Here is a 16,986-nt window from a genome sequence, read left to right on the forward strand (position 1 = left end):
TTCACAGGCGGCCCCGGCAGCGACGCTCAGGCAGGCCAGGACCAGGGCCGCGAATTGGCTACGGATCATGGGCATGGAGACCTCGCTCAGGCTGGAGGGGCCCGCGTTGCCCGCTGTTTCGCGGCCGACGCGAGCCCCTCGATGCGGTCCTATGGGCGGCAGCGGGTCTGCGGCTGGCCGGCCCAGACAAAGCAGAACGAGCTGAATCGGTCGTCCCAGTGGTTCCCGCTCTGGTCCCGGTCCAGCGTGAGGTTCAGGGCCTCGTCCGACTGGCCGCTGTTGGCCTTCTGACGCCAGAAGTAGAGGCCCCGGTAGTTCTCGTGCTCGAAGAGGCGGACGGCATTCACCGGGTCGTAGTTGCGCAGCGAGCTGACGTTGTCGTGCAGCAGGCAGTCCGAGGTGCAGGCAGCCACGAACGACCATTGCTTGAAGTCCGCAGTGGTCGAGAGGGTGTCGTAGCGACCGCCGCGTAGGTCGGGGTGCTGCCACATGCACAGTTCGCCGCTCTCGCACACGCCGTTGCGCGACGTCGCCGCCTGGGCCGGGCTGGCCACGGCCAGGAGCCCGCCGGCCGCCAGCGCCAACGCACCGAAGAACGCCAGGATTTGTCGCTTCATGAGTCTCCTTAGCTGGGGGATCTTCCGCCGGAGCTGAGTGATTTGTGCTGGTGGCACCGGTGTGGACGGCGTCAGTCAACCCCGGGGATAGCGGCGCAGCCGAGACATTCGAACCAGCTCGAATCTCGACCCTGTCCGGCGCTTTCCGGGTTGCCACTGAGGGGCCGCCCGGGTTCGGTGAGGGGCGCCCAGGTGCGCCCGCGCGGGGATGGTCGGTGGGCGGGCGTTGGGGACGGCGCGGAGGGACCACCCGTCCGAGTGGTCCCTCCGCTGGTTCGCTGGTGAGTAGCTAAACTTCAGGCTGGCAGTTCACCTGTGCTCTGCTGCGGCGGGCGCAGCCTCGGGAGGGTGTTCCAGCACCCTCTCGAGGGCCCGTCCCGTCGGACGGCGCCTACTCGCAGAAGACCCGCACTGTGGCATCGGGGGAGTCCACCTCCACTGTCACCTCGTCGAGGTGCTCCACGAGCGCCTCCAACTGCTCGGGCTTGAGCTGCGTCAGGTCGATCGGCACACCCGACTCGCTGAGTGAGGCGTTGGCCTTGACCAGGGCCTGCGGCGGGATCAGCGCCGCCAGCCGTACACCAGCGCGCAGCAGTTGCAGTGGCACCCGCACGTTGACCCGCGACGGCTCGCCGTTGTCGGTGGCGTCCACCACCACCCGCAGGTACTTCACCTTGCCCTTCGGTCGGGCGTCGTGACTCACCGTCGCCGGTGCCTGGTCCCGTTCGAGTGCGGCGATGAGCTGCTCCGCCTCCTCGGCGGTGATCTTGCCGGCGGCCAGCATGTCGAGGATATCCTTGCGTTGTTCGGTCATTCGAACCTCTCCTATCGGATAGCCACGAACACGGCCGTGCGGCCCTGCTCGATGTCGAAGCGGGCGCCGGGCAGCGCCGAGATGACACGCCAAGCGGCGCCGAGTGCCCGCACCACACCGATGCGGAACACGACGCAGGCCACGATCGCCGCCAACACGACCAGGACCACGACCGGGAAGAGCACGAGCGCCACGGGGAGCACCGGAACCCAGACGCGGACGGGCCGGCGGTCCGGGCGGTTTACCTTGACGGTCACCAACTGCGGCATCACGTCCGGCCCTCCAGCTCGGCCAGCGCCTCCTGCGCGGTGATCTCACCGCGGCGCAACCGGTCGATGATGTCGGCTCGCGAGGGCGCAGGGTCGATCTCGACGAAGTCGAGCATCTGGGTGATCCGGTTGAGTCGTGACTTGATCGTCGGGTAGCTCACCCCGAAGATGCGTTCCATCTCCTTGATCGAACCGTGGCAGCGCACGAACGCCGTGACGAAGACCTGATCATCGACGTTGAGCTGAGCCAGTTGCGGCGGCTCGAACTCGCCCTCGATCGCCACGCCGTTGCTCGCCAGGCGCACCCGCTCGACGACGAACGGCTGCCCCCGCGTCAGGCTGGTCAGGTCCTGCCAGTCCATCGCCTGTTCTGTCATACCTAAAGTTGTACCTTAAGAATCCTCAAGTTCCAAGAAGTTGACCTTAACTTTCTTAAGGTCGCGCTGCGGTCGAAGGGTGCTGCTCGCCGGGCGCCCAGCGGGATCGTGATCGTGACCCGGCTGCCTGCGCGGGCCGCCACTAAGATGCCGGGATGGGTAGGTTTTTGGCGCTCTTCAACGGCGCGGCTGACGAGGCCGACAAGGCCGACCTCACCGAGCAGCAGCAGACCGAGTTCATGAACGCGTGGGCGTCATGGGCGCAGGCCAACGCGAACGCCATCGTCGACCCCGGCGCTCCCTTGCACGCCAAGAAGCGGGTCACGGCGCGAGGTGTCGAGGACTTCACCGACGCCCTGATCGCCTACGCCGTCGTGGAAGCGGGCTCGCACGACGAGGCGGTCCAGATCTTCTCCGGGCACCCGCACCTGGGGCTGTTCGCGGGGAACTCGATCGCCGTCCTGGAGTGTCCGCCGCCGCCCAGCTGACACGCGCGCCGCCCACGATCCACTCGCCTTTACGGACGTCGCGGTGTCCCTGCTTTTGGACACGCCGACGTCACTGACGTAGGGACAGGATGCACGTCCGGATCACTCGAAGAACTTGATGCTGAACCCGGTGTCGGCCGTCGGGCCGGGCACGTTGGCGCGGCGGTAGGTGGTGTTGCCCCACCAGCAGAAGGTGCCGGTGTACCAGTAGCGGTTCGCCCAGGAGTACGCGGTGCCCTTGGGCACCCCGTGGTACATCAGTGGGAACCTCGGCCCGGCGGGTGGGCTGGTGGCGATGTCACCGTTGAGCAGCACGAAGCTGTGGTGGCCAGGCCCGTTCACGTGCAGGGTCGGATCCCAGCCGGCCATCATGGTGGCCCGGTTCGAGCCGAACAGGCAGCCGTTCGACTTGTACCAGTCCCACACGTACGTCGGGTCGCCGCCGGCGCGCAGCCGCAGGTCGGCGAGGCAGTACTGGTCGCTCCAACTGCCGTTGGCGGAGTAGACGATGTGGAGCTGCCCGTTGGGGTCCCTGATCGCCTCGGGGGACTCGTTGATGAACGGGTTGCCGACCACGCGCTCCCAGCTCTCGCGGGGCTGGGAGATGACGTGCCGGCCACCGGTCGGGGTGAGCGGGTCGCTCATCCGGCTGAGGTAGATGTTCTGCTCGACGTTGGTGTCCCCGGCCCAGCCCGACCAGACGAACCACCGCTGCCCGTTGAAGGTGAACAGGCTGCCGTCGATGGCCCACCTGCCGTCGGGCAGCGCGAGCTGCCGCTCGGCCGTGTAGCCGCTGGCCGGTGACGCCGAGTGGATCGCGTACATGCGGTGGGCGGTGCCGCGCCCGGCCGAGAAGTAGATGTAGTAGCGGCCGCCATCGGTGACGATCTCCGGGGCCCAGACCTCACCGAGGTTGCGGCTGTCCGTCCAGACCTGCCGCGCGGGTGCGGCGGCCAGCGCGTCGGGAGAGGCCGCCTGCCGAACGGCGATCCCGCCGTTGACCGACTGGACGGAGATGTAGGTGCCGCCGACGCGGATCACGCTGGGATCGGCGGCTCGCAGGCCGGTCTGCCCGGCCGCCGCCGGCCCGGCGCCGAGCGGGGACAGGCCGGTGGCGAGCACGACGGCCAGCAGGACGGAGAGGAGTCGCGGAAGGGTTCGGCTACCGACATTCACGATCGGGAGTCCTCTCCTCGAATGGAGCTGGAGGAAAAAATCGACACCCATAGATTAGAGCAGGAGCTGTGGGGGCGCTGCCGCGCCCGGATCTTCGGCCGCCAACAGCCCCGTCCACGCCTGCTGGGCGTGATGCATGCCTGTGGCGAGCGGTGAAACCGCGATCCGACGGAAGTCCGACGTTGGGTGTCCGTCCGCTCACGCAGGGTCCAATCTGGAAGCCGGTTCGCCATGAGGGCGACCGGTACACAGAGGACAATGGAGGGGCGCGGATGCTGGTCATCGCGGAGGAGAAGGACGCCTACCCACCGAACGGTCAGATCCCCAACCTGGAAACCGACGAGAAGGCGTGCGGCGACATCCTGACCAGGATCGAACCCCTCCTGCCCACCGACCGTCGGGGAGAGGTGGTCGGTGCCCTGGTGAACTGGTCGGAGAGCGCGCTCAAGCCAGGCCAGAGCTTCGGTACGTGGGCCGAAGCCATCACCGCCGCGACCAGTTACGCGCAGCGCGAGGCCGCGCTCACCACCGACAACAGCCAGCGGCGTCGTGAGCAGGCCGTCGACGACGACGAGTTGGTCAAGCTCAAGGCGGCGGTGGGGAGTACGGGCAAGACCGGCGACCCGCAGATCGCGTTGCGCGACGAGAGCCGCAGGTGGGCGAACTGCGGGATGGCGGCGTTCCAGATTCGCGAGAAGTTGCACGCCGCAGGCGGAAAGCTGGCCCGCGTGTCCAGCGAGACCTACGGGACTGGCGGCGGCGACGCGCTCAAGAAGGCGCTGTTCGTCAAGCCGGTCAGCACCGCTACCGTCCTGCTGCTCGACTGCCAGTTCCCGCAGGTGCACAACTTCATCATCGAGGTGCACCACGACGGGTCGCGCTACCTTGCCCAGGGCTACCAGGGCACGTACTTCGCCCACTGGTGGCTCGGAATCAACGACAGCTACTCCTCCAAGAAGCCCACGCCCCAGATTCTCGCTCTGCGCGAACGGTACGGGTTGGGTCGGGCGATCAGCCCGCAGGATTACGCGACCCTGCTGGACGGCCTGGTGGCGGCCGTCTCGTCCGACTGGCAGGTGACCGCCAACCAGTGGCCGACGTTGCCGTTCAACCCTGACCGGCAGGAGGTCGACGGGATCCGCCGCCGGTCCGGATCGCCGACGCTCCTCGTCGAGGTGTTCGAGCTGGGCAAGCCCGCAGCGGCTCGGGCGGCGCTCGGCGACAACGGCGTCGCGTCGCTCAGCGAGCTGGCCACCCGAGGAATGACAACGGCCTGACACGGTGTCGCCGTTCGGCACGCAGCCGCGTCCGGAATCGAGGCCGGGCAAGGCGTGACGGTCATGCTCGATAAAGGCTAGGAGCGCGGCAGGATGCCCACGAGCGATGTGACGATGGCGAGCCGCAGGGCTGTGCGTAGGTCGACGTGGTGGACCGCGAGCGCCGGCTCGGATTCGTAGACGGCGAGCAGGCTCGGCGGCGGCGAGGTGTAGGCGGACAGTGCGCCACCCATGATCAAGGTGTTCAGGCAGAACAGTTCGGCGTTGTCGCCGACCTCGGGCAGGTGCCGCCGGACGAGGTCGGCCATCACCGCGAGCTTGCCCAGTGCGGCCCGCTTGTGCCGGCGGGCCACCTCGACCGAGACGTTGTGCTCGAGCACGCCGCCCTGCGCGCCGAAGAGATCACAGAGCACCGTCTGGGCGGCGAGCGACCGGCTGAGCACGTCCGCCACCTGCTCCGCCCGTTCCATCGCCGGCCCGCTCAGGTCGACACCGTGGGCCAGCTCCTGCTCCAGCTCGGCCAGCCAGGTCGTCGTCCGGTCGTCCAGCAGGTCGAGCAGGATCGCCTCGCGGGACTCGAAATAGCGCAGCACCGCCGTCTTTGCCAGGCCGACCCGCCGGCTCAGCTCGTTCAGGGTCACCTCGGCCACCGGCATCTCGTCGAGCATCGCCGAGGTCGTCTCCAGGATGGCCCGGCGCCGGACCTCACGCTGCTCCTCGCTGCGCGCCCGCTGGAACGTCATGACGCCAACCCTAGCTTAGGTACCGGCGGTCCCTTGACAGTGTACCGGCGGTACCTTACCGTTCTGGCATAAGTTACCGGCGGTACATAAGGAGCATGGCATGAAGTGGACCGAGCAGCAGATTCCGCGCCAGGACGGCCGGGTCGCAGTGGTCACCGGCGCCAACACCGGGCTGGGCTTCGAGACGGCACGGCGACTCGCCGAACGCGGGGCATCGGTAGTGCTGGCCGTGCGCGACACGGAGAAGGGCAGGCTGGCCGCCGCCCGGATCAACGGCGACCTCTCCGTACGGGAACTGGATCTGGCCTCGCTGGAATCGGTGCGCGCCGCCGCGGCCGGCCTGCGCGCCACCCACCCACGGATCGACCTGCTGATCAACAACGCCGGCGTGATGTACGTCCCGAGGCAGACCACCCGCGACGGCTTCGAGCTGCAGTTCGGCACCAACCACCTGGGCCACTTCGCGCTCACCGGCCTGCTGCTCGACCTGCTGCTGCCCGTGCCCGGCTCCCGGGTGGTCATTGTCAGCAGCAACGGCCACCGCATCCGCGGCGCCATCCACTTCGACGACCTGCAGTGGGACCGTTCCTACGGCCGGGTCGCCGCCTACGGCCAGTCGAAGCTCGCCAACCTGATGTTCACCTACGAGCTGCAGCGCCGGCTCGCCGCGCACGGCACCACCGTCGCGGTGGCCGCACACCCCGGCATCTCCAACACCGAACTGCCCCGCAACGTCCCGGCGGTCGTCCGCCGACCGCTCACCTGGATCGCCCCGGTGATCACCCAGCCCGCGACGGCGGGCGCGCTGCCCACCCTGCGGGCCGCCACCGACCCGTCCGTCCTCGGCGGGCAGTACTACGGCCCCGACGGCCTGGCCGAGGCGCGCGGCTACCCGAGGCTTGTCACTTCCAGCCCCGACTCGTACGACGTGAGCGTGCAGCAACGCCTCTGGGCCGTCTCGGAGGACCTCACTGGCGTGCGGTTCCCGGTGGGCCGGGTAGCCGCCACGGCGTGACCGTGCCAAGGGCGGGACCGCGGCTTTTGTGGCCCATCACAACTCCATGATCGACTCGGCCGGGGCGGTTGGGCACCGAGGCGTGGCGGGCTGGGCGGGTGGGAGTCAGGGCGTGGCGGGCTGGGGTGCGGGTGTGAACGGGGCCAGGAGCAGGTCGGTGAGGCGCCGCCTGGCCTCCTCGCCGCCGCTGAACCGCAGGGCGCCCGACTCCGTCGCCGCCGCCATGGTGATCTCCTGCCCGCAGACGGCCCGAAGGGTGTCGATGTCGGTGGTGAGCGCCGCATCGGGGTCGGACGCCGTGCCGCGCCGGAGCTGCACCGTCCCGCCGGCGACGTCGGCGAGGTACGTGTTGGAGTCGATGTGGAACGCGTAGCTGCCGGCGAGTGCCGGCGCGCGCGCCGGGTCGAACGCGGCCTTGATGCTGAGCAGCAGGGAGTCGACGCCGAGGGGGCCGTCGGGAAGTTGGGGGGACTGGCTTCCCCAGCGTCCGAACTGAAGGAGGACCGGCTCCAGGTCGCGGCCCCATTCGGTCAGCTCGTAAAGGTGGACCCGCGTCGGCGGGCCCAGGTCCCGCCGCCGCACCACGCCGTGCTCGGTCAACTGGCGCAGTCGCTGGCTCAGCACGTTGGGGCTCACCCCGGGTAGGCCGCCGAGCAGGTCGTTGAACCGCCGGGGGCCGAGCAGAAGGTCGCGTACCACCAGCAGCGCCCATCGTTCCCCGATGATGTCCAGTCCACGCGCGACACCGCACGGATCTCCGTAACTGCGCATGCCGCTCATGGCGTCCACCCTACCTGGATCCTCATTTAGGAGTATCACTTGTTCTTTAGGAGTTGGACCCCTAGCGTGGCTCACATGAGCCTGCCGAAGTGACGTGAAGCTGGACCCCGGGGCTCACCACACCATGAGGGCGAGGACGACTTGCGCAAGATTGTCGTGTCGATGTGGATCACGGTGGACGGGTTCGTCGCCGGCCCCGACGACGAGATGGACTGGCTGCTGGTCGACGACCACCTGCAAAAATACGAGCGGGCCCTGGTGGACAACGCCGGCAGCCTGATGCTGGGCCGGATCACGCACGCCGACTTCGCCGGCCACTGGCCGTCGACCGCGCAGAACCCCGACCAGCCGGACGCCGTGCGGGGGTACGCCCAACGCCTCGACACGTTGGAGAAGATCGTCGTTTCCGCCTCGGGAAACACCGCCACCTGGGCGAACACCCGGCGACTCTCTCGCCTCGACGCCGACGGGATCACCGACCTCAAGCGTGAGCCCGGTGGCGACATCGTGGTCTACGGCAGTCTCACAGTGATCCGATCCCTCGCCGATCTCCGGCTCATCGACGAGCTGCACCTCTTGGTGCACCCCGTGTTCCTTCGTCGAGGCAGGGCGCTGTTCGACGGTGGTCAGCCGCCGGCACGACTGGAGCTGGTGTCCGCCGAACCCTTCGCCTCCGGAGTCGTCCTGGTGAAATACCACCCCGCCTAGGTGCTCACAGGTGGGCGACGACCACCCGGGTGGCCTGGGCGATGAGGGCGTCGTCGGGGGTGACGTCCTTCGTGTCGCGGCTGGACAGCACGGCGAGCACGATCGGGGCCCGGTCGGGCGGCCAGATCACCGCGATGTCGTTGCGGGTGCCGTACCCGCCGGTCCCGGTCTTGTCCCCGACCACCCAGCCGGCCGGCACCCCGGCGTGGACCAGCGCCGCGCCGGCAGCCGTCGGACCGAAACCGCCATCGTCGGCCCTCCTGCAGCGCCGTCGGTCAGGGCAGGATCTCGACGTACCCGTCGCTGCCGTGCACGCGGATCCGCTGCCCGTCGCGAATCAGCCGGGTGGCGTCGAGCACGCTGACGACAGCCGGCAGGCCATACTCCCTCGCGATCACCGCGCCGTGCGTCATCAACCCGCCGACCTCCGTCACCAGCCCGGCGATGCCGACGAACAGGGGCGTCCAGCTCGGGTCCGTGTGGGCCGTGACGAGGATGTCACCCGCTTCGAGGTCGGCCTGCGCCATGTCCAGGATGACGCGGGCGCGTCCTTCGACAGTCCCGGAGGACACCGGCACACCGGCCAGGGCACCGGCCGGCACGTCGTCGCGTCGGTACGCCCCGGTGATCGCCTCACCGTCGGAGGTGAGCACCCGGGGCGGGGTGAGCGTCTGGTACGACCGGAACGCGTCCCGGCGCTGCCGGATCAGCTCGTCGTCCACCCGGTGCGTGCGCGCGACCTCGTGGAACTCCTGGAACGTGAGGTAGAAGACGTCTTCGGCCTCGGTGAGCACCCCGGCGCGTACCAGGCGTTCGGCCTCCGCGAGCAGGGCCTGCTTGTAGGCGAAGTAGCGGCTGACGATGTCGTACTTCGGGTACTCCCGATAGCCGATGAAGGCCCGCACCCGGTCGATCATCCGCGCGGTCTCGTCGGCCTTCTGCTGCCCGTCCGGCAGCGCCCGCAGGCGCGTCAACACCTCCCGCGCCTGCTGCTGCGCCTGCTGTCGGCCCTGTTCGAAGCGCCGCCGGGCCGCGCCCGGCTCGAAGAGTTTGACGTTGTCCAGCAGCACGGGCACCAGCGTGCTGGGGCGTTCGCTCCACCGCGGCCTGGTGATGTCGATCTCGCCGACGCAGCGCATGCCGTACCTGTCGAGGTACGCCTCGATGGCGACGCGCGCCTCGGCCCCGCCCGCGACCTTCGGCAGCTCGTCGAGGAAGTCGTCGTGTGCGACGTCCTGGAGGAACGCCACCACCTCCGGATAGGGACGGATCACGTCGGCGACGTCGAGCAGCGCCAGCCCCATCTCCGACGTGATGTTGCCGGGCGCGGAGAGCGTGAGAGTGTCCGCGGCGTTCTTCTCGCCCAGCCACTCGTGCAGCCGGTCGTTGAGCCACCAGGTGGCCTCCATGCCGGCCATGATCGCCTGCATGTTCAGCGGATCACCGAGGACCCGCTTGTGCTCCTGGAAGGCATCCAGCAGGAAGTCGAACAGCGCCGTACCGGTCACCGTCGCGATGTCGCGCCGCAGGGCGGCGATGGACGCCTCGCTGCGCTCGACCAGCTCGGTGACGATGGCCGGATCGGTCTCGATCGAGGTGGACGCGCCGCCGGTCGTCGGCTTACTCGGACCGCCCTGCTCCGGAAGCGTCGGAATGAAGTCCCGGCGGTCGATCAGGGTTTCCAGCGCGTCCTTCATCAGCGGGTCGTCGCGTCCCGCCATAGTGAGGAAGCCGGCGCGGCTGGCGGGGGAGGCCAGCAGCCGGGTGGCGTCGACGAACAACCTCCCGCCGGCCGCCAGCATCGGGGCCATGGCGGTCAGCTGCCACATGGAGAGCCCCAGCGGTCGCATGGCGTCGGTCATCATCTGCTGGTGACCGACCGAGAGGTAGACGTGGTTCTCCTGGTCATCGGCCACCGGGATGGGAAACAACGTGGTGATCGGTCGGCTCTGCACGATCTGGAAGTCGTCGCCGACCAGGCACCACTCGATGTCCTGCGGACGGCCGAAGTGCGCCTCGATCCGTCGCCCGAGCCGCACGAGTCGCACCACCTGAGCCCGCGTCAGCGCCGGCTGCTCCTGCCGCTGCGTGTCGATCTCCACCTCGCGAGTGCCGCCGCCGGGCAGCGCGGCGACGGCGCGCTGCTTCGCGGCGACAGTGCCGGCGACGACCTCGCCGTCGCGCACCGTGAAGACGTCCGGGTTCACCAGGCCGGACACCAGGGCCTCACCGAGGCCGAAGCTGGCGTCCACTGTCGCGACCTTCCGGTTGCCCGTCACCGGGTCCGCGGTGAACAGGATGCCGGAGGCATCCGGAAAAACCATCTGCTGTACGACGACAGCCATCTGAACCGTGCGGTGGTCGATGCCGTTGCGCAGGCGGTAGATGACGGCCCGCTCGGTGAACAGCGACGCCCAGCACCGGCCGACGTGCCGCAGGATCGCCTCCGGCCCCACCACGTTCAGGTAGGTGTCCTGCTGCCCGGCGAAGGACGCGGTGGGCGTGTCCTCCGCCGTCGCGCTGGACCGCACGGCGTAGGCGGCCTGCTCGCCGAACCGGGCGAGCGCGCCGGTGATCGCGGCGGCCAGGTCGCCCGGGATCGCGGTCTCCTCGACGCTGCGGCGGATCTCCGCGCTGAGCGGGCCAATCGCCTCCCGGTCGTCCGGGCTCAGGCGCGACAGCTCATCGAGTCGGTCGTCGATCGACGGCGTCTGCGCCATGATCCGCCGGAAGGCGGCCGTCGTCACGCAGAACCCCGCCGGCACCCGAATGCCGTCGATCCGGGACAGCGCGCCCAGGTGCGCGGCCTTGCCACCGACAATTGACACCTGCGTCTCGTCGACCTCTCGAAGATCCAACAGCGGTGCCCGGTCGTCGCGGCCCCCGTCCATCGACAACACACCCACGTCGTGCCCCCGTTGCCTCGTTCGTGCTGGTCCGGCCGCCGATTCTGCGCCACGACCGGGGCCTTGCCGCAAGCCCCCGGGTGCGGTATACGTTAGAAGTGGCAGGGAGAGGGATCTCGTTGCCGCTTGTTGTTCTTCGAGGGCGGCCGGGCCCGTTCAGTCGTCGGGCAGTCGGCGCGGCTCGATTCTCAGCCCTCTGCCGAGCTGCCAGGAGGCGGTCGGCCAGGCCGCGATGAAGCCAGCTATCAGCCCGAGCTGACCGGCGAACCAGAACGTGGGGCTGTCGGGTCGCAGGTGTGGCTCCGTAAAGATCACCCGATGTGCGAGCGCCAGCCACACGAACAGCGCCACCTCGAACGTGGTGATCGTCCGCAGCTCGATCCTGCCGACGTTCGACAGTGCGTGCCGGATCTTTCCGAGGCTGCGACCCGGCCCGGCGAAGTACCGGAAGAGCACGGCGATCGTCACCGCCATCAGGTAGTCGCCGGCGTAGCCGACCCACAGCGGGTCCTCGGCCGGGTCGAATCTCACTGCGTACAGGGCGACCTCGGCGACGATGAACCCGAGAGTGCAGTGCGCGCCGCAGCGGGACACGTGAGTGACGACGATGCCCCGGCGGGGCCGTCGTGGTTGACCCTCGTGCCGCCGTCGAGAGAACGCCTCGGGCCTGCCCCAGTTCCAGTAGAGGCGGACGCCGGCCGGGCCGATGTAGAGGACGGTCACCAGCCAGACGATCTCCATGACCCGGACCGGCTGCCGGTGCCCGCGGAGATAGGTGTCGGCCAGCACGACCGCGATGCTGACGACGCCGAGTGCGAGCGAAGTCCACGAGAGCGCTACGAGCCAGGTTGGATGCATTCCCGCCCCTTCCGTCAGCCGGGCGAGTCTTTCACGGCGTACTCGTTCAGATCGGCAGATCGGGCGTTCCCGCGTTCCGGCACGGACGGATTCACCCTCCCCGGCCCCGCCCGGACGGTGGAGTGAGCCAGCCGGCCGCTGCACTACGGTGCGAGGGTGACGAGTGCCCCTCGCGAAGCGGAAGCGCGTGTCGGCCCGATCGGCGCGCTGCTGAGCCGATTCGTCTTCCTGGCCATCTGCCTACCCGGACCGGTCCTGCTCGTCGCCGCCGTGACGCTGAACCCACCGCGATCGTCCAGCGACTTCTGGGGTCTGCTGGTCGGTGGCGTCCTGGCGACAGCCATCGGTGTCGGGTTCGGCGTCTTCGGTTGGCGGGTGGTCGCCCGATCCCGTCGCGACACGCGTCGGTTGGCCGCGGCCGGTGTCGCCGCGACGGCAGAGGTTCTCCAGGTGGCGAACCACCTGGACGGCGAGAATCCCGGGCTGGAACTCCGTCTGTGGATCAGCGGGCCGGGGTTCACGCCGTTCGAGGCGGACACGATCCGCGCGGACGATCCGGCGCTCGTGCCGGGCGCGGTGCTGGCTGCGGTCGTGGACCCCGCTGACCGTCTCTTCGCGATCATTTGACGTCTCCTGGCACCCGCCGATTCCATCCCGGCCACGGGGACAGCTTCGACCGGACGCGCCTTCGCCAGTTGGCCGAGACCTACCTGCGCAGAACGGCCCCGATCGCTGCCCAGAAATGAAAGCTGACGTATAGCATAATTACGGATGTGCCTCCCAAAAGGGAAACTTCACGGCTTACCCGTAGCCCTGGCCGGTTGCTGGCCTTCAGCGACGGTGTCTTCGCGATCGCCGTGACGCTCCTCGTGCTGGAGATCCAACCGCCCCACGACTTCGGGCGCCTCGTCCAAGGGCTCGGTGCGCTGTGGCCGTCGTACCTGGCGTACACGTTGAGCTTCCTGCTCATCGGGCAGGTGTGGGTGAATCACCACGTCATGTTCGATCGCGTCCGGCACGTCGACCGAGGGGTCCTGTTCCTCAACACGTTGCTCCTGATGGTCATCGCGTTCCTGCCGTTCTCCACGTCACTGCTTGCCGAGGCGTTGCGCGCGGAGCAGGGGCTACGCGCGTCGGTCGTCGTCTACGGCGGCACACTGTGGACGGCTGCGGCTCTCTTCAACATCGTGTGGGCGCACCTGCGGCGGGCCAACCTGCTGGACCCCGGCCTCGGTCCGTTCGGGGCGCGGGCCATCGGTCGCCGCTTCGCGCTCGCGCTGGTCTGGATCGGCTCCGGCATCCTCGTCGGCGCGTTCGTGCCGATCGCCGGAGTCGCCATCATCGCCGGGTTCCTGCCCGCCTACTACCTGCCCATCCGCGGCGAGTACGGCGAGGACGACACCGCCGGACAAACGGCCGTGTAACTAGAGTCGGTGCCATGCGGATCAGGATCGACGGCAGCGATCTCCCAGGTCAGCGTCCCGGTGCGGAGGCCGACGCGCTGCGGTTGGGCAACGTGCACGTCGGCGTTCAGCGCAAGGCCGAGGTCGTCGATCAGGTGCCGGCCGACGCGGCCAGCGCCACCTGGTCCTTCGAGGTGTCCAGCCGCGAGATCGACGGTGCGCTCGACGTCGGTGGCCCCTGGGTGCACGGCCGCCCCGGGGCTCGGTTTATCTATCTGAGCTGGGGCGCGGTGACCCAGGACGGCTTCGCGATGTTCCGACGGGCGAAGTTGATGTTCACCGACGTGCCGACCGAGCTGCTGCGCGCCGCCCACGAGGGCAACGGGACGCTGGTCGGCCGGGTCGGGTTGACCGATGCCACCGGTGGGCCGATCTGCGCTCGGGTGCGCCCGCCCGCCGTCGCCTGGGCGGTGGAGTGAGTGTCGTCGAAGACTAGCTGCCGAAGTCGACGCCGCTGAGGGAGACGGAGCGGTACGCGGCGAGGTGTTCGGCCTGCGCGGTGATGGCTTCACGGGTGGCGTCCGACAACCGGCGCCACGGCCTCACGGCGACGGTGAACGTCCTGCCGGACTTGCGGGGCCGCCAGGTGCCGACCAACTCGCCGTCGACCAGGACGGCGCCGGGGCGACCCAACACCGGCCACAGCTCCTTGGCGCGGGCGGCGTCCGGCACCAGCGTTGCCCGGTCCTTGGCCTGGAGGAACAGGTCGAACGGGCCGAGCAGTCGGGTGACGGTGCTGTCGGCCGACTCCAGCGCCGCCTCGTCGGCGGCCAGCAGTGAGCGCACCTCGCGGTCGACAGTCACCTCGACCACATCGTCGGGCCAGTGCGCCTTCACGTCCTTCACCGGGGTGTCGAGGTAGTCGGCGACCTGTTTCGGGGTGGCCGGACCGAGCAGGCGAAGATAGGCGCGGATGAGGTCGAAGCGGTCACCCGCAGCGGCTGCCTTCCTGAACCCGGTGATGCGCCGCAGGACCGGGGGTGAGGTGTCGAGCTGCAACTCCAGTCCGGCCCGCAGGGCGGCGAGCCGGAACGGCATCTCGTAGAGGTGCGTGGCGTCGCACGGGCGGCAGAACCGCAGGTAGGGCTCGGGCAGCATGGTGGCCAGGCGGCCGGAGACGTCCCCCTTGACCGTCGGCGTGCTGACGATGGCCCGCATCCGCTCGGCGATCTCGTCCAGGGCCGCGAGGGTGTCGATGCCGGCGGCCTTCAACGGTTTCGCGGCGTCGTAGATGCGCTTGCCCGCGTCGGCCGAGGAGTGGGGTTCGACGGCCGCCGCCACCTTCGCAACGTCGGCCCGGCGGTAGAGGTGGGGAGCACCCCGCACCGTCCACAGCAGGACCAGATCCGCGTCGGACAACGCGGTCACGTCGACCCCGCGTATCGCCAGCGCCCACCGCCCGCCGTCCGGACCGGTGTTCTGCACCCCGAGGTCCAGCACGGCGGTGTCGGCGAGTGTGCCCTCGGCCCGGTCGAGCTGTTGGGCCCGAACCCGGAAGTTCATCACCTGGTGCCGATCGACCATGTCAGCACCCTAGTTGGGGCGGCGCGTCCAGGCGCGCAGTGCCCATTCGACGGGGCCGTACCGGAACCGTCGCAGCCACCACGAGCTGACCACCAGTTGCACCGCGAAGATCACCAGTGCGATCAGCAGTGTCTGTGCCGGCGAGGTGCGGCCGACCAGGCCCCACCCGAGGCCGGTGAAGACGAGCACGCACACGAGCGACTGGGCCAGGTAGTTGGTCAGGGCCATCCGCCCAGCGGGGGCGAACGCGTCGGCGAGGCGCGGCCGCCGCGTGAACAGGCGCAGCAGGGTCGCGGCGTAGGCGGCGGCCAGGAACGGCGCGGTGACGATGCTGACCATCAGTCCGGTCAGGTTCGCCGTGGAACCACCGACCGCGAACACGACGGCGCCGGCCAGACCGATCGGGTAGCCCACCCGTTCGCACCGGCGTAGCAGGTCCTGGTGGGCGGGCACGGTGGCGAGCAGCCGGTGCTTGCCGGCGGCGAGGCCGACGAGGAACGCCGCGAACGCCAGGGGCCCCTGCACGGCGAGACCGCCGATCATCGCCGGCATCGACCGCAGGTGCTCCAGGACGACATCGCCGAGGCCGCCGCCCAGCGCCAGCGTCGAACGCGCACCGGCGCCGAGTGCGGCGGCCTCGTCCGGAACCACTGTGGCGCCGAGGACCGCGGCGATCCCGACCACCATGGCGATGCCGCCGATGATGGACGCCGCCGCGATCAGCGCGGTGCGGGGCTCGATCCGCCGGACCGCGAACAGCACGAGACCGAGCAGCGCGTACGTGGTGAGGATGTCGCCGTGGAACAGCAGCACCGCGTGCAGCACGCCGAGAACGAACAACCCGGAGAGCCGGCGCAGGAACGCCGGGCGGAATTCCACTCCGCGCCGAGCCGCGGATTCGAGTTGCAGGGTGAAGCTGTAGCCGAACAGAAAGGCGAACAGCAGGTACGCCTTCATCGCGAAGAACAGCTCCACCGCGCCGGCGATCAGCAGGTCGACGGCGCCGCGCGTCGGATCGTCGACCAGGTGGAAGTCGTAGCCGGAGCTGAAGAACGCGATGTTCACCAGCAGGATGAGCAGCAGCGCGCTTCCGCGTAGTGCGTCCACGACGGTGATGCGGGAGAGGGTGTCCCCGGGCGAGGGCTGTGGGTGGCCGTCGCCCGGTCGGTCGAGCCGGGTCACATTCATGGTGTCCAGCCTCCGGAGCGTGACCCGCTGCCGTGAAGTGTTTCCGTCACACGGACCGTCGTGACGAAAAGACACCATCCCCGCGGTGGCAGACCAGATTGCGAACCGGCTCGTCGCCTGCCTTGGGCAGAGTGGTGTCGCACCGTCCGCACGGCGACGGCTGACCGAGGCGTTGGCGGACATTCCGGGAAGCGCCGCCGTACGCGCCTTAGGGACCTGTCGCACGATCAGGACCGCGCCGTCGCACTGACGGCGACCTCCATCCTCGCGCTTCGCGACGTAGCTTCACCGTGACCGAACACTGTGGAGCCGCCGAGGGTGGGCGGGACGCCGAGCGAATTGATCATCGTTCGGACTTCGACTATCGTCCGCGTCCGTGAAATCTTCCCGTCTTGCTTCCGCCATGTTGATCCTTGCCGTTTCGACGGCCCTCGCAGCCTGTGGCGACGCCGATAAGGCGACGACCGCCGGATCCACCACGCCCCCTCCCACCTCCGCAGCCCCGTCCGCTGTTGCCACCTCCGCTGCCGCCGCTCCGGCCTCGTCACCCGCCGCGGGCGCGGCGACCGACAAGCAGCTCTGCGAGGCGGTGAAGAAGGCCAGCGACGAGATGAGGACCGAGATGGTGAAGGTCGCCACGACTGGCGACGCGTCGGCGGCGGACTTCAAGAAGATCCTGACCGGGCTGCCCGCGCCGCCGGGAGCGGCTGGTCGAGGCGCTGGCCGGGGTGCGCCCGCCGGTGCACGTCACCCAGGTCACCACCGACCCGGACACCGCGCGGC

Annotated in this window: 20 protein-coding genes and 1 pseudogene; 9 read left to right on the top strand and 12 right to left on the bottom strand. The window is 69.4% G+C overall.

Annotation, left to right across the window (positions count from 1 at the left end):
- Positions 1 to 149: 149 nt before the first annotated feature.
- The 4 genes from ABZ794_RS31405 to ABZ794_RS31420 form a co-directional block, all read right to left on the bottom strand.
- Positions 150 to 617, bottom strand: coding sequence for a peptidase inhibitor family I36 protein (locus ABZ794_RS31405; protein WP_357518979.1), 468 nt, complete (start codon positions 615 to 617; stop codon positions 150 to 152).
- A 391-nt stretch (positions 618 to 1,008) separates the two neighbouring features.
- On the bottom strand, positions 1,009 to 1,431 hold the full coding sequence (locus ABZ794_RS31410) for a hypothetical protein (protein ID WP_210784252.1): 423 nt from the start codon (positions 1,429 to 1,431) through the stop codon (positions 1,009 to 1,011).
- Between the two features lie 11 nt (positions 1,432 to 1,442).
- Entirely contained in the window at positions 1,443 to 1,625 is a 183-nt protein-coding gene (locus ABZ794_RS31415; RefSeq protein ID WP_238689683.1) for a hypothetical protein, read from the bottom strand.
- 74 nt (positions 1,626 to 1,699) lie between these two features.
- A complete protein-coding gene (locus ABZ794_RS31420; protein WP_357518981.1) occupies positions 1,700 to 2,077 on the bottom strand; it encodes a DUF2089 domain-containing protein in 378 nt (125 codons plus the stop codon).
- Between the two features lie 155 nt (positions 2,078 to 2,232).
- Between ABZ794_RS31420 and ABZ794_RS31425 the strand changes: the two genes are divergently transcribed.
- Positions 2,233 to 2,565 (top strand): hypothetical protein, encoded by a 333-nt coding sequence (locus ABZ794_RS31425; RefSeq protein ID WP_210784257.1) that lies wholly within the window; start codon positions 2,233 to 2,235, stop codon positions 2,563 to 2,565.
- Between the two features lie 102 nt (positions 2,566 to 2,667).
- Here ABZ794_RS31425 and ABZ794_RS31430 read toward each other — a convergent pair whose 3' ends face one another.
- Complete coding sequence (locus ABZ794_RS31430; RefSeq protein ID WP_357518984.1) at positions 2,668 to 3,741, bottom strand: glycoside hydrolase family 43 protein; 1,074 nt, start codon at positions 3,739 to 3,741, stop codon at positions 2,668 to 2,670.
- A gap of 21 nt (positions 3,742 to 3,762) precedes the next feature.
- Between ABZ794_RS31430 and ABZ794_RS31435 the strand changes: the two genes are divergently transcribed.
- Together ABZ794_RS31435 and ABZ794_RS31440 are read left to right on the top strand one after the other, a co-directional pair.
- Complete coding sequence (locus tag ABZ794_RS31435; RefSeq protein WP_357518986.1) at positions 3,763 to 3,897, top strand: hypothetical protein; 135 nt, start codon at positions 3,763 to 3,765, stop codon at positions 3,895 to 3,897.
- A gap of 116 nt (positions 3,898 to 4,013) precedes the next feature.
- Positions 4,014 to 5,018 (top strand): hypothetical protein, encoded by a 1,005-nt coding sequence (locus ABZ794_RS31440; protein ID WP_357518988.1) that lies wholly within the window; start codon positions 4,014 to 4,016, stop codon positions 5,016 to 5,018.
- A 77-nt stretch (positions 5,019 to 5,095) separates the two neighbouring features.
- Here the strand turns inward: ABZ794_RS31440 and ABZ794_RS31445 are convergent, their stop codons facing one another.
- Entirely contained in the window at positions 5,096 to 5,761 is a 666-nt protein-coding gene (locus tag ABZ794_RS31445; protein WP_210784263.1) for a TetR/AcrR family transcriptional regulator, read from the bottom strand.
- Positions 5,762 to 5,861: 100 nt separating this feature from the next.
- Here ABZ794_RS31445 and ABZ794_RS31450 point away from each other — a divergent pair, with 100 nt between their 5' ends.
- On the top strand, positions 5,862 to 6,776 hold the full coding sequence (locus ABZ794_RS31450; protein ID WP_357518990.1) for an SDR family NAD(P)-dependent oxidoreductase: 915 nt from the start codon (positions 5,862 to 5,864) through the stop codon (positions 6,774 to 6,776).
- A 105-nt stretch (positions 6,777 to 6,881) separates the two neighbouring features.
- On the opposite strand, the gene ABZ794_RS31455 is transcribed toward ABZ794_RS31450, so the two are convergent.
- Positions 6,882 to 7,556 (bottom strand): helix-turn-helix domain-containing protein, encoded by a 675-nt coding sequence (locus tag ABZ794_RS31455; protein WP_357518992.1) that lies wholly within the window; start codon positions 7,554 to 7,556, stop codon positions 6,882 to 6,884.
- Between the two features lie 141 nt (positions 7,557 to 7,697).
- On the opposite strand from ABZ794_RS31455, the gene ABZ794_RS31460 reads away from it, so the two are divergent.
- Positions 7,698 to 8,264, top strand: coding sequence for a dihydrofolate reductase family protein (locus tag ABZ794_RS31460; protein ID WP_210784269.1), 567 nt, complete (start codon positions 7,698 to 7,700; stop codon positions 8,262 to 8,264).
- A gap of 4 nt (positions 8,265 to 8,268) precedes the next feature.
- Here the strand turns inward: ABZ794_RS31460 and ABZ794_RS31465 are convergent.
- The 3 genes and pseudogenes from ABZ794_RS31465 to ABZ794_RS31475 form a co-directional block, all read right to left on the bottom strand.
- Positions 8,269 to 8,487 (bottom strand): annotated as a pseudogene (locus ABZ794_RS31465) (serine hydrolase); the annotation flags it as partial.
- A 52-nt stretch (positions 8,488 to 8,539) separates the two neighbouring features.
- Positions 8,540 to 11,155 carry a rifamycin-inactivating phosphotransferase gene (gene rph / locus ABZ794_RS31470; RefSeq protein WP_357518994.1) on the bottom strand — a complete coding sequence of 872 codons (2,616 nt, stop codon included), beginning with the start codon at positions 11,153 to 11,155 and terminating at the stop codon, positions 8,540 to 8,542.
- Between the two features lie 171 nt (positions 11,156 to 11,326).
- Complete coding sequence (locus tag ABZ794_RS31475; protein ID WP_210784272.1) at positions 11,327 to 12,028, bottom strand: DUF4396 domain-containing protein; 702 nt, start codon at positions 12,026 to 12,028, stop codon at positions 11,327 to 11,329.
- A gap of 156 nt (positions 12,029 to 12,184) precedes the next feature.
- On the opposite strand from ABZ794_RS31475, the gene ABZ794_RS31480 reads away from it, so the two are divergent.
- The 3 genes from ABZ794_RS31480 to ABZ794_RS31490 all read left to right on the top strand — a co-directional run bounded on the left by ABZ794_RS31480 (position 12,185) and on the right by ABZ794_RS31490 (position 13,910).
- A complete protein-coding gene (locus tag ABZ794_RS31480) occupies positions 12,185 to 12,655 on the top strand; it encodes a hypothetical protein (protein WP_238689691.1) in 471 nt (156 codons plus the stop codon).
- Positions 12,656 to 12,849: 194 nt separating this feature from the next.
- Positions 12,850 to 13,452 carry a TMEM175 family protein gene (locus ABZ794_RS31485; protein ID WP_238689692.1) on the top strand — a complete coding sequence of 201 codons (603 nt, stop codon included), beginning with the start codon at positions 12,850 to 12,852 and terminating at the stop codon, positions 13,450 to 13,452.
- Positions 13,453 to 13,466: 14 nt separating this feature from the next.
- Positions 13,467 to 13,910 (top strand): DUF5990 family protein, encoded by a 444-nt coding sequence (locus tag ABZ794_RS31490; RefSeq protein ID WP_210784277.1) that lies wholly within the window; start codon positions 13,467 to 13,469, stop codon positions 13,908 to 13,910.
- Positions 13,911 to 13,923: 13 nt separating this feature from the next.
- Here ABZ794_RS31490 and ABZ794_RS31495 read toward each other — a convergent pair whose 3' ends face one another.
- Both ABZ794_RS31495 and ABZ794_RS31500 read right to left on the bottom strand, forming a co-directional pair.
- Positions 13,924 to 15,015 (bottom strand): winged helix DNA-binding domain-containing protein, encoded by a 1,092-nt coding sequence (locus ABZ794_RS31495; protein ID WP_238689693.1) that lies wholly within the window; start codon positions 15,013 to 15,015, stop codon positions 13,924 to 13,926.
- Between the two features lie 9 nt (positions 15,016 to 15,024).
- The gene (locus tag ABZ794_RS31500; RefSeq protein WP_357518997.1) at positions 15,025 to 16,203 is read right to left on the bottom strand and encodes a DUF418 domain-containing protein; all 1,179 of its coding nucleotides are present in this window, start codon (positions 16,201 to 16,203) and stop codon (positions 15,025 to 15,027) included.
- A gap of 403 nt (positions 16,204 to 16,606) precedes the next feature.
- Between ABZ794_RS31500 and ABZ794_RS31505 the strand changes: the two genes are divergently transcribed.
- The coding region (locus tag ABZ794_RS31505; protein WP_357518999.1) for a hypothetical protein at positions 16,607 to 16,986 on the top strand (380 nt) is incomplete at its 3' end.

It is taken from the genome of Micromonospora sp. NPDC047187, assembly GCF_040643355.1.
GTDB classification, from domain to species: Bacteria; Actinomycetota; Actinomycetes; order Mycobacteriales; family Micromonosporaceae; genus Micromonospora; species Micromonospora salmantinae.

What these genes read in the sequence shown, in the direction of transcription:
- ABZ794_RS31490 (WP_210784277.1), top strand. Translation starts at nt 13,467, where the DNA reads ATGCGGATCAGGATCGACGGCAGCGATCTCCCAGGTCAGCGTCCCGGT.
- ABZ794_RS31420 (WP_357518981.1), bottom strand. Translation starts at nt 2,077, where the DNA reads ATGACAGAACAGGCGATGGACTGGCAGGACCTGACCAGCCTGACGCGG.
- ABZ794_RS31500 (WP_357518997.1), bottom strand. Translation starts at nt 16,203, where the DNA reads ATGAATGTGACCCGGCTCGACCGACCGGGCGACGGCCACCCACAGCCC.
- rph (WP_357518994.1), bottom strand. Translation starts at nt 11,155, where the DNA reads ATGGACGGGGGCCGCGACGACCGGGCACCGCTGTTGGATCTTCGAGAG.
- ABZ794_RS31450 (WP_357518990.1), top strand. Translation starts at nt 5,862, where the DNA reads ATGAAGTGGACCGAGCAGCAGATTCCGCGCCAGGACGGCCGGGTCGCA.
- ABZ794_RS31425 (WP_210784257.1), top strand. Translation starts at nt 2,233, where the DNA reads ATGGGTAGGTTTTTGGCGCTCTTCAACGGCGCGGCTGACGAGGCCGAC.
- ABZ794_RS31410 (WP_210784252.1), bottom strand. Translation starts at nt 1,431, where the DNA reads ATGACCGAACAACGCAAGGATATCCTCGACATGCTGGCCGCCGGCAAG.
- ABZ794_RS31475 (WP_210784272.1), bottom strand. Translation starts at nt 12,028, where the DNA reads ATGCATCCAACCTGGCTCGTAGCGCTCTCGTGGACTTCGCTCGCACTC.
- ABZ794_RS31435 (WP_357518986.1), top strand. Translation starts at nt 3,763, where the DNA reads ATGGAGCTGGAGGAAAAAATCGACACCCATAGATTAGAGCAGGAGCTG.
- ABZ794_RS31455 (WP_357518992.1), bottom strand. Translation starts at nt 7,556, where the DNA reads ATGAGCGGCATGCGCAGTTACGGAGATCCGTGCGGTGTCGCGCGTGGA.
- ABZ794_RS31405 (WP_357518979.1), bottom strand. Translation starts at nt 617, where the DNA reads ATGAAGCGACAAATCCTGGCGTTCTTCGGTGCGTTGGCGCTGGCGGCC.
- ABZ794_RS31495 (WP_238689693.1), bottom strand. Translation starts at nt 15,015, where the DNA reads ATGGTCGATCGGCACCAGGTGATGAACTTCCGGGTTCGGGCCCAACAG.
- ABZ794_RS31440 (WP_357518988.1), top strand. Translation starts at nt 4,014, where the DNA reads ATGCTGGTCATCGCGGAGGAGAAGGACGCCTACCCACCGAACGGTCAG.
- ABZ794_RS31445 (WP_210784263.1), bottom strand. Translation starts at nt 5,761, where the DNA reads ATGACGTTCCAGCGGGCGCGCAGCGAGGAGCAGCGTGAGGTCCGGCGC.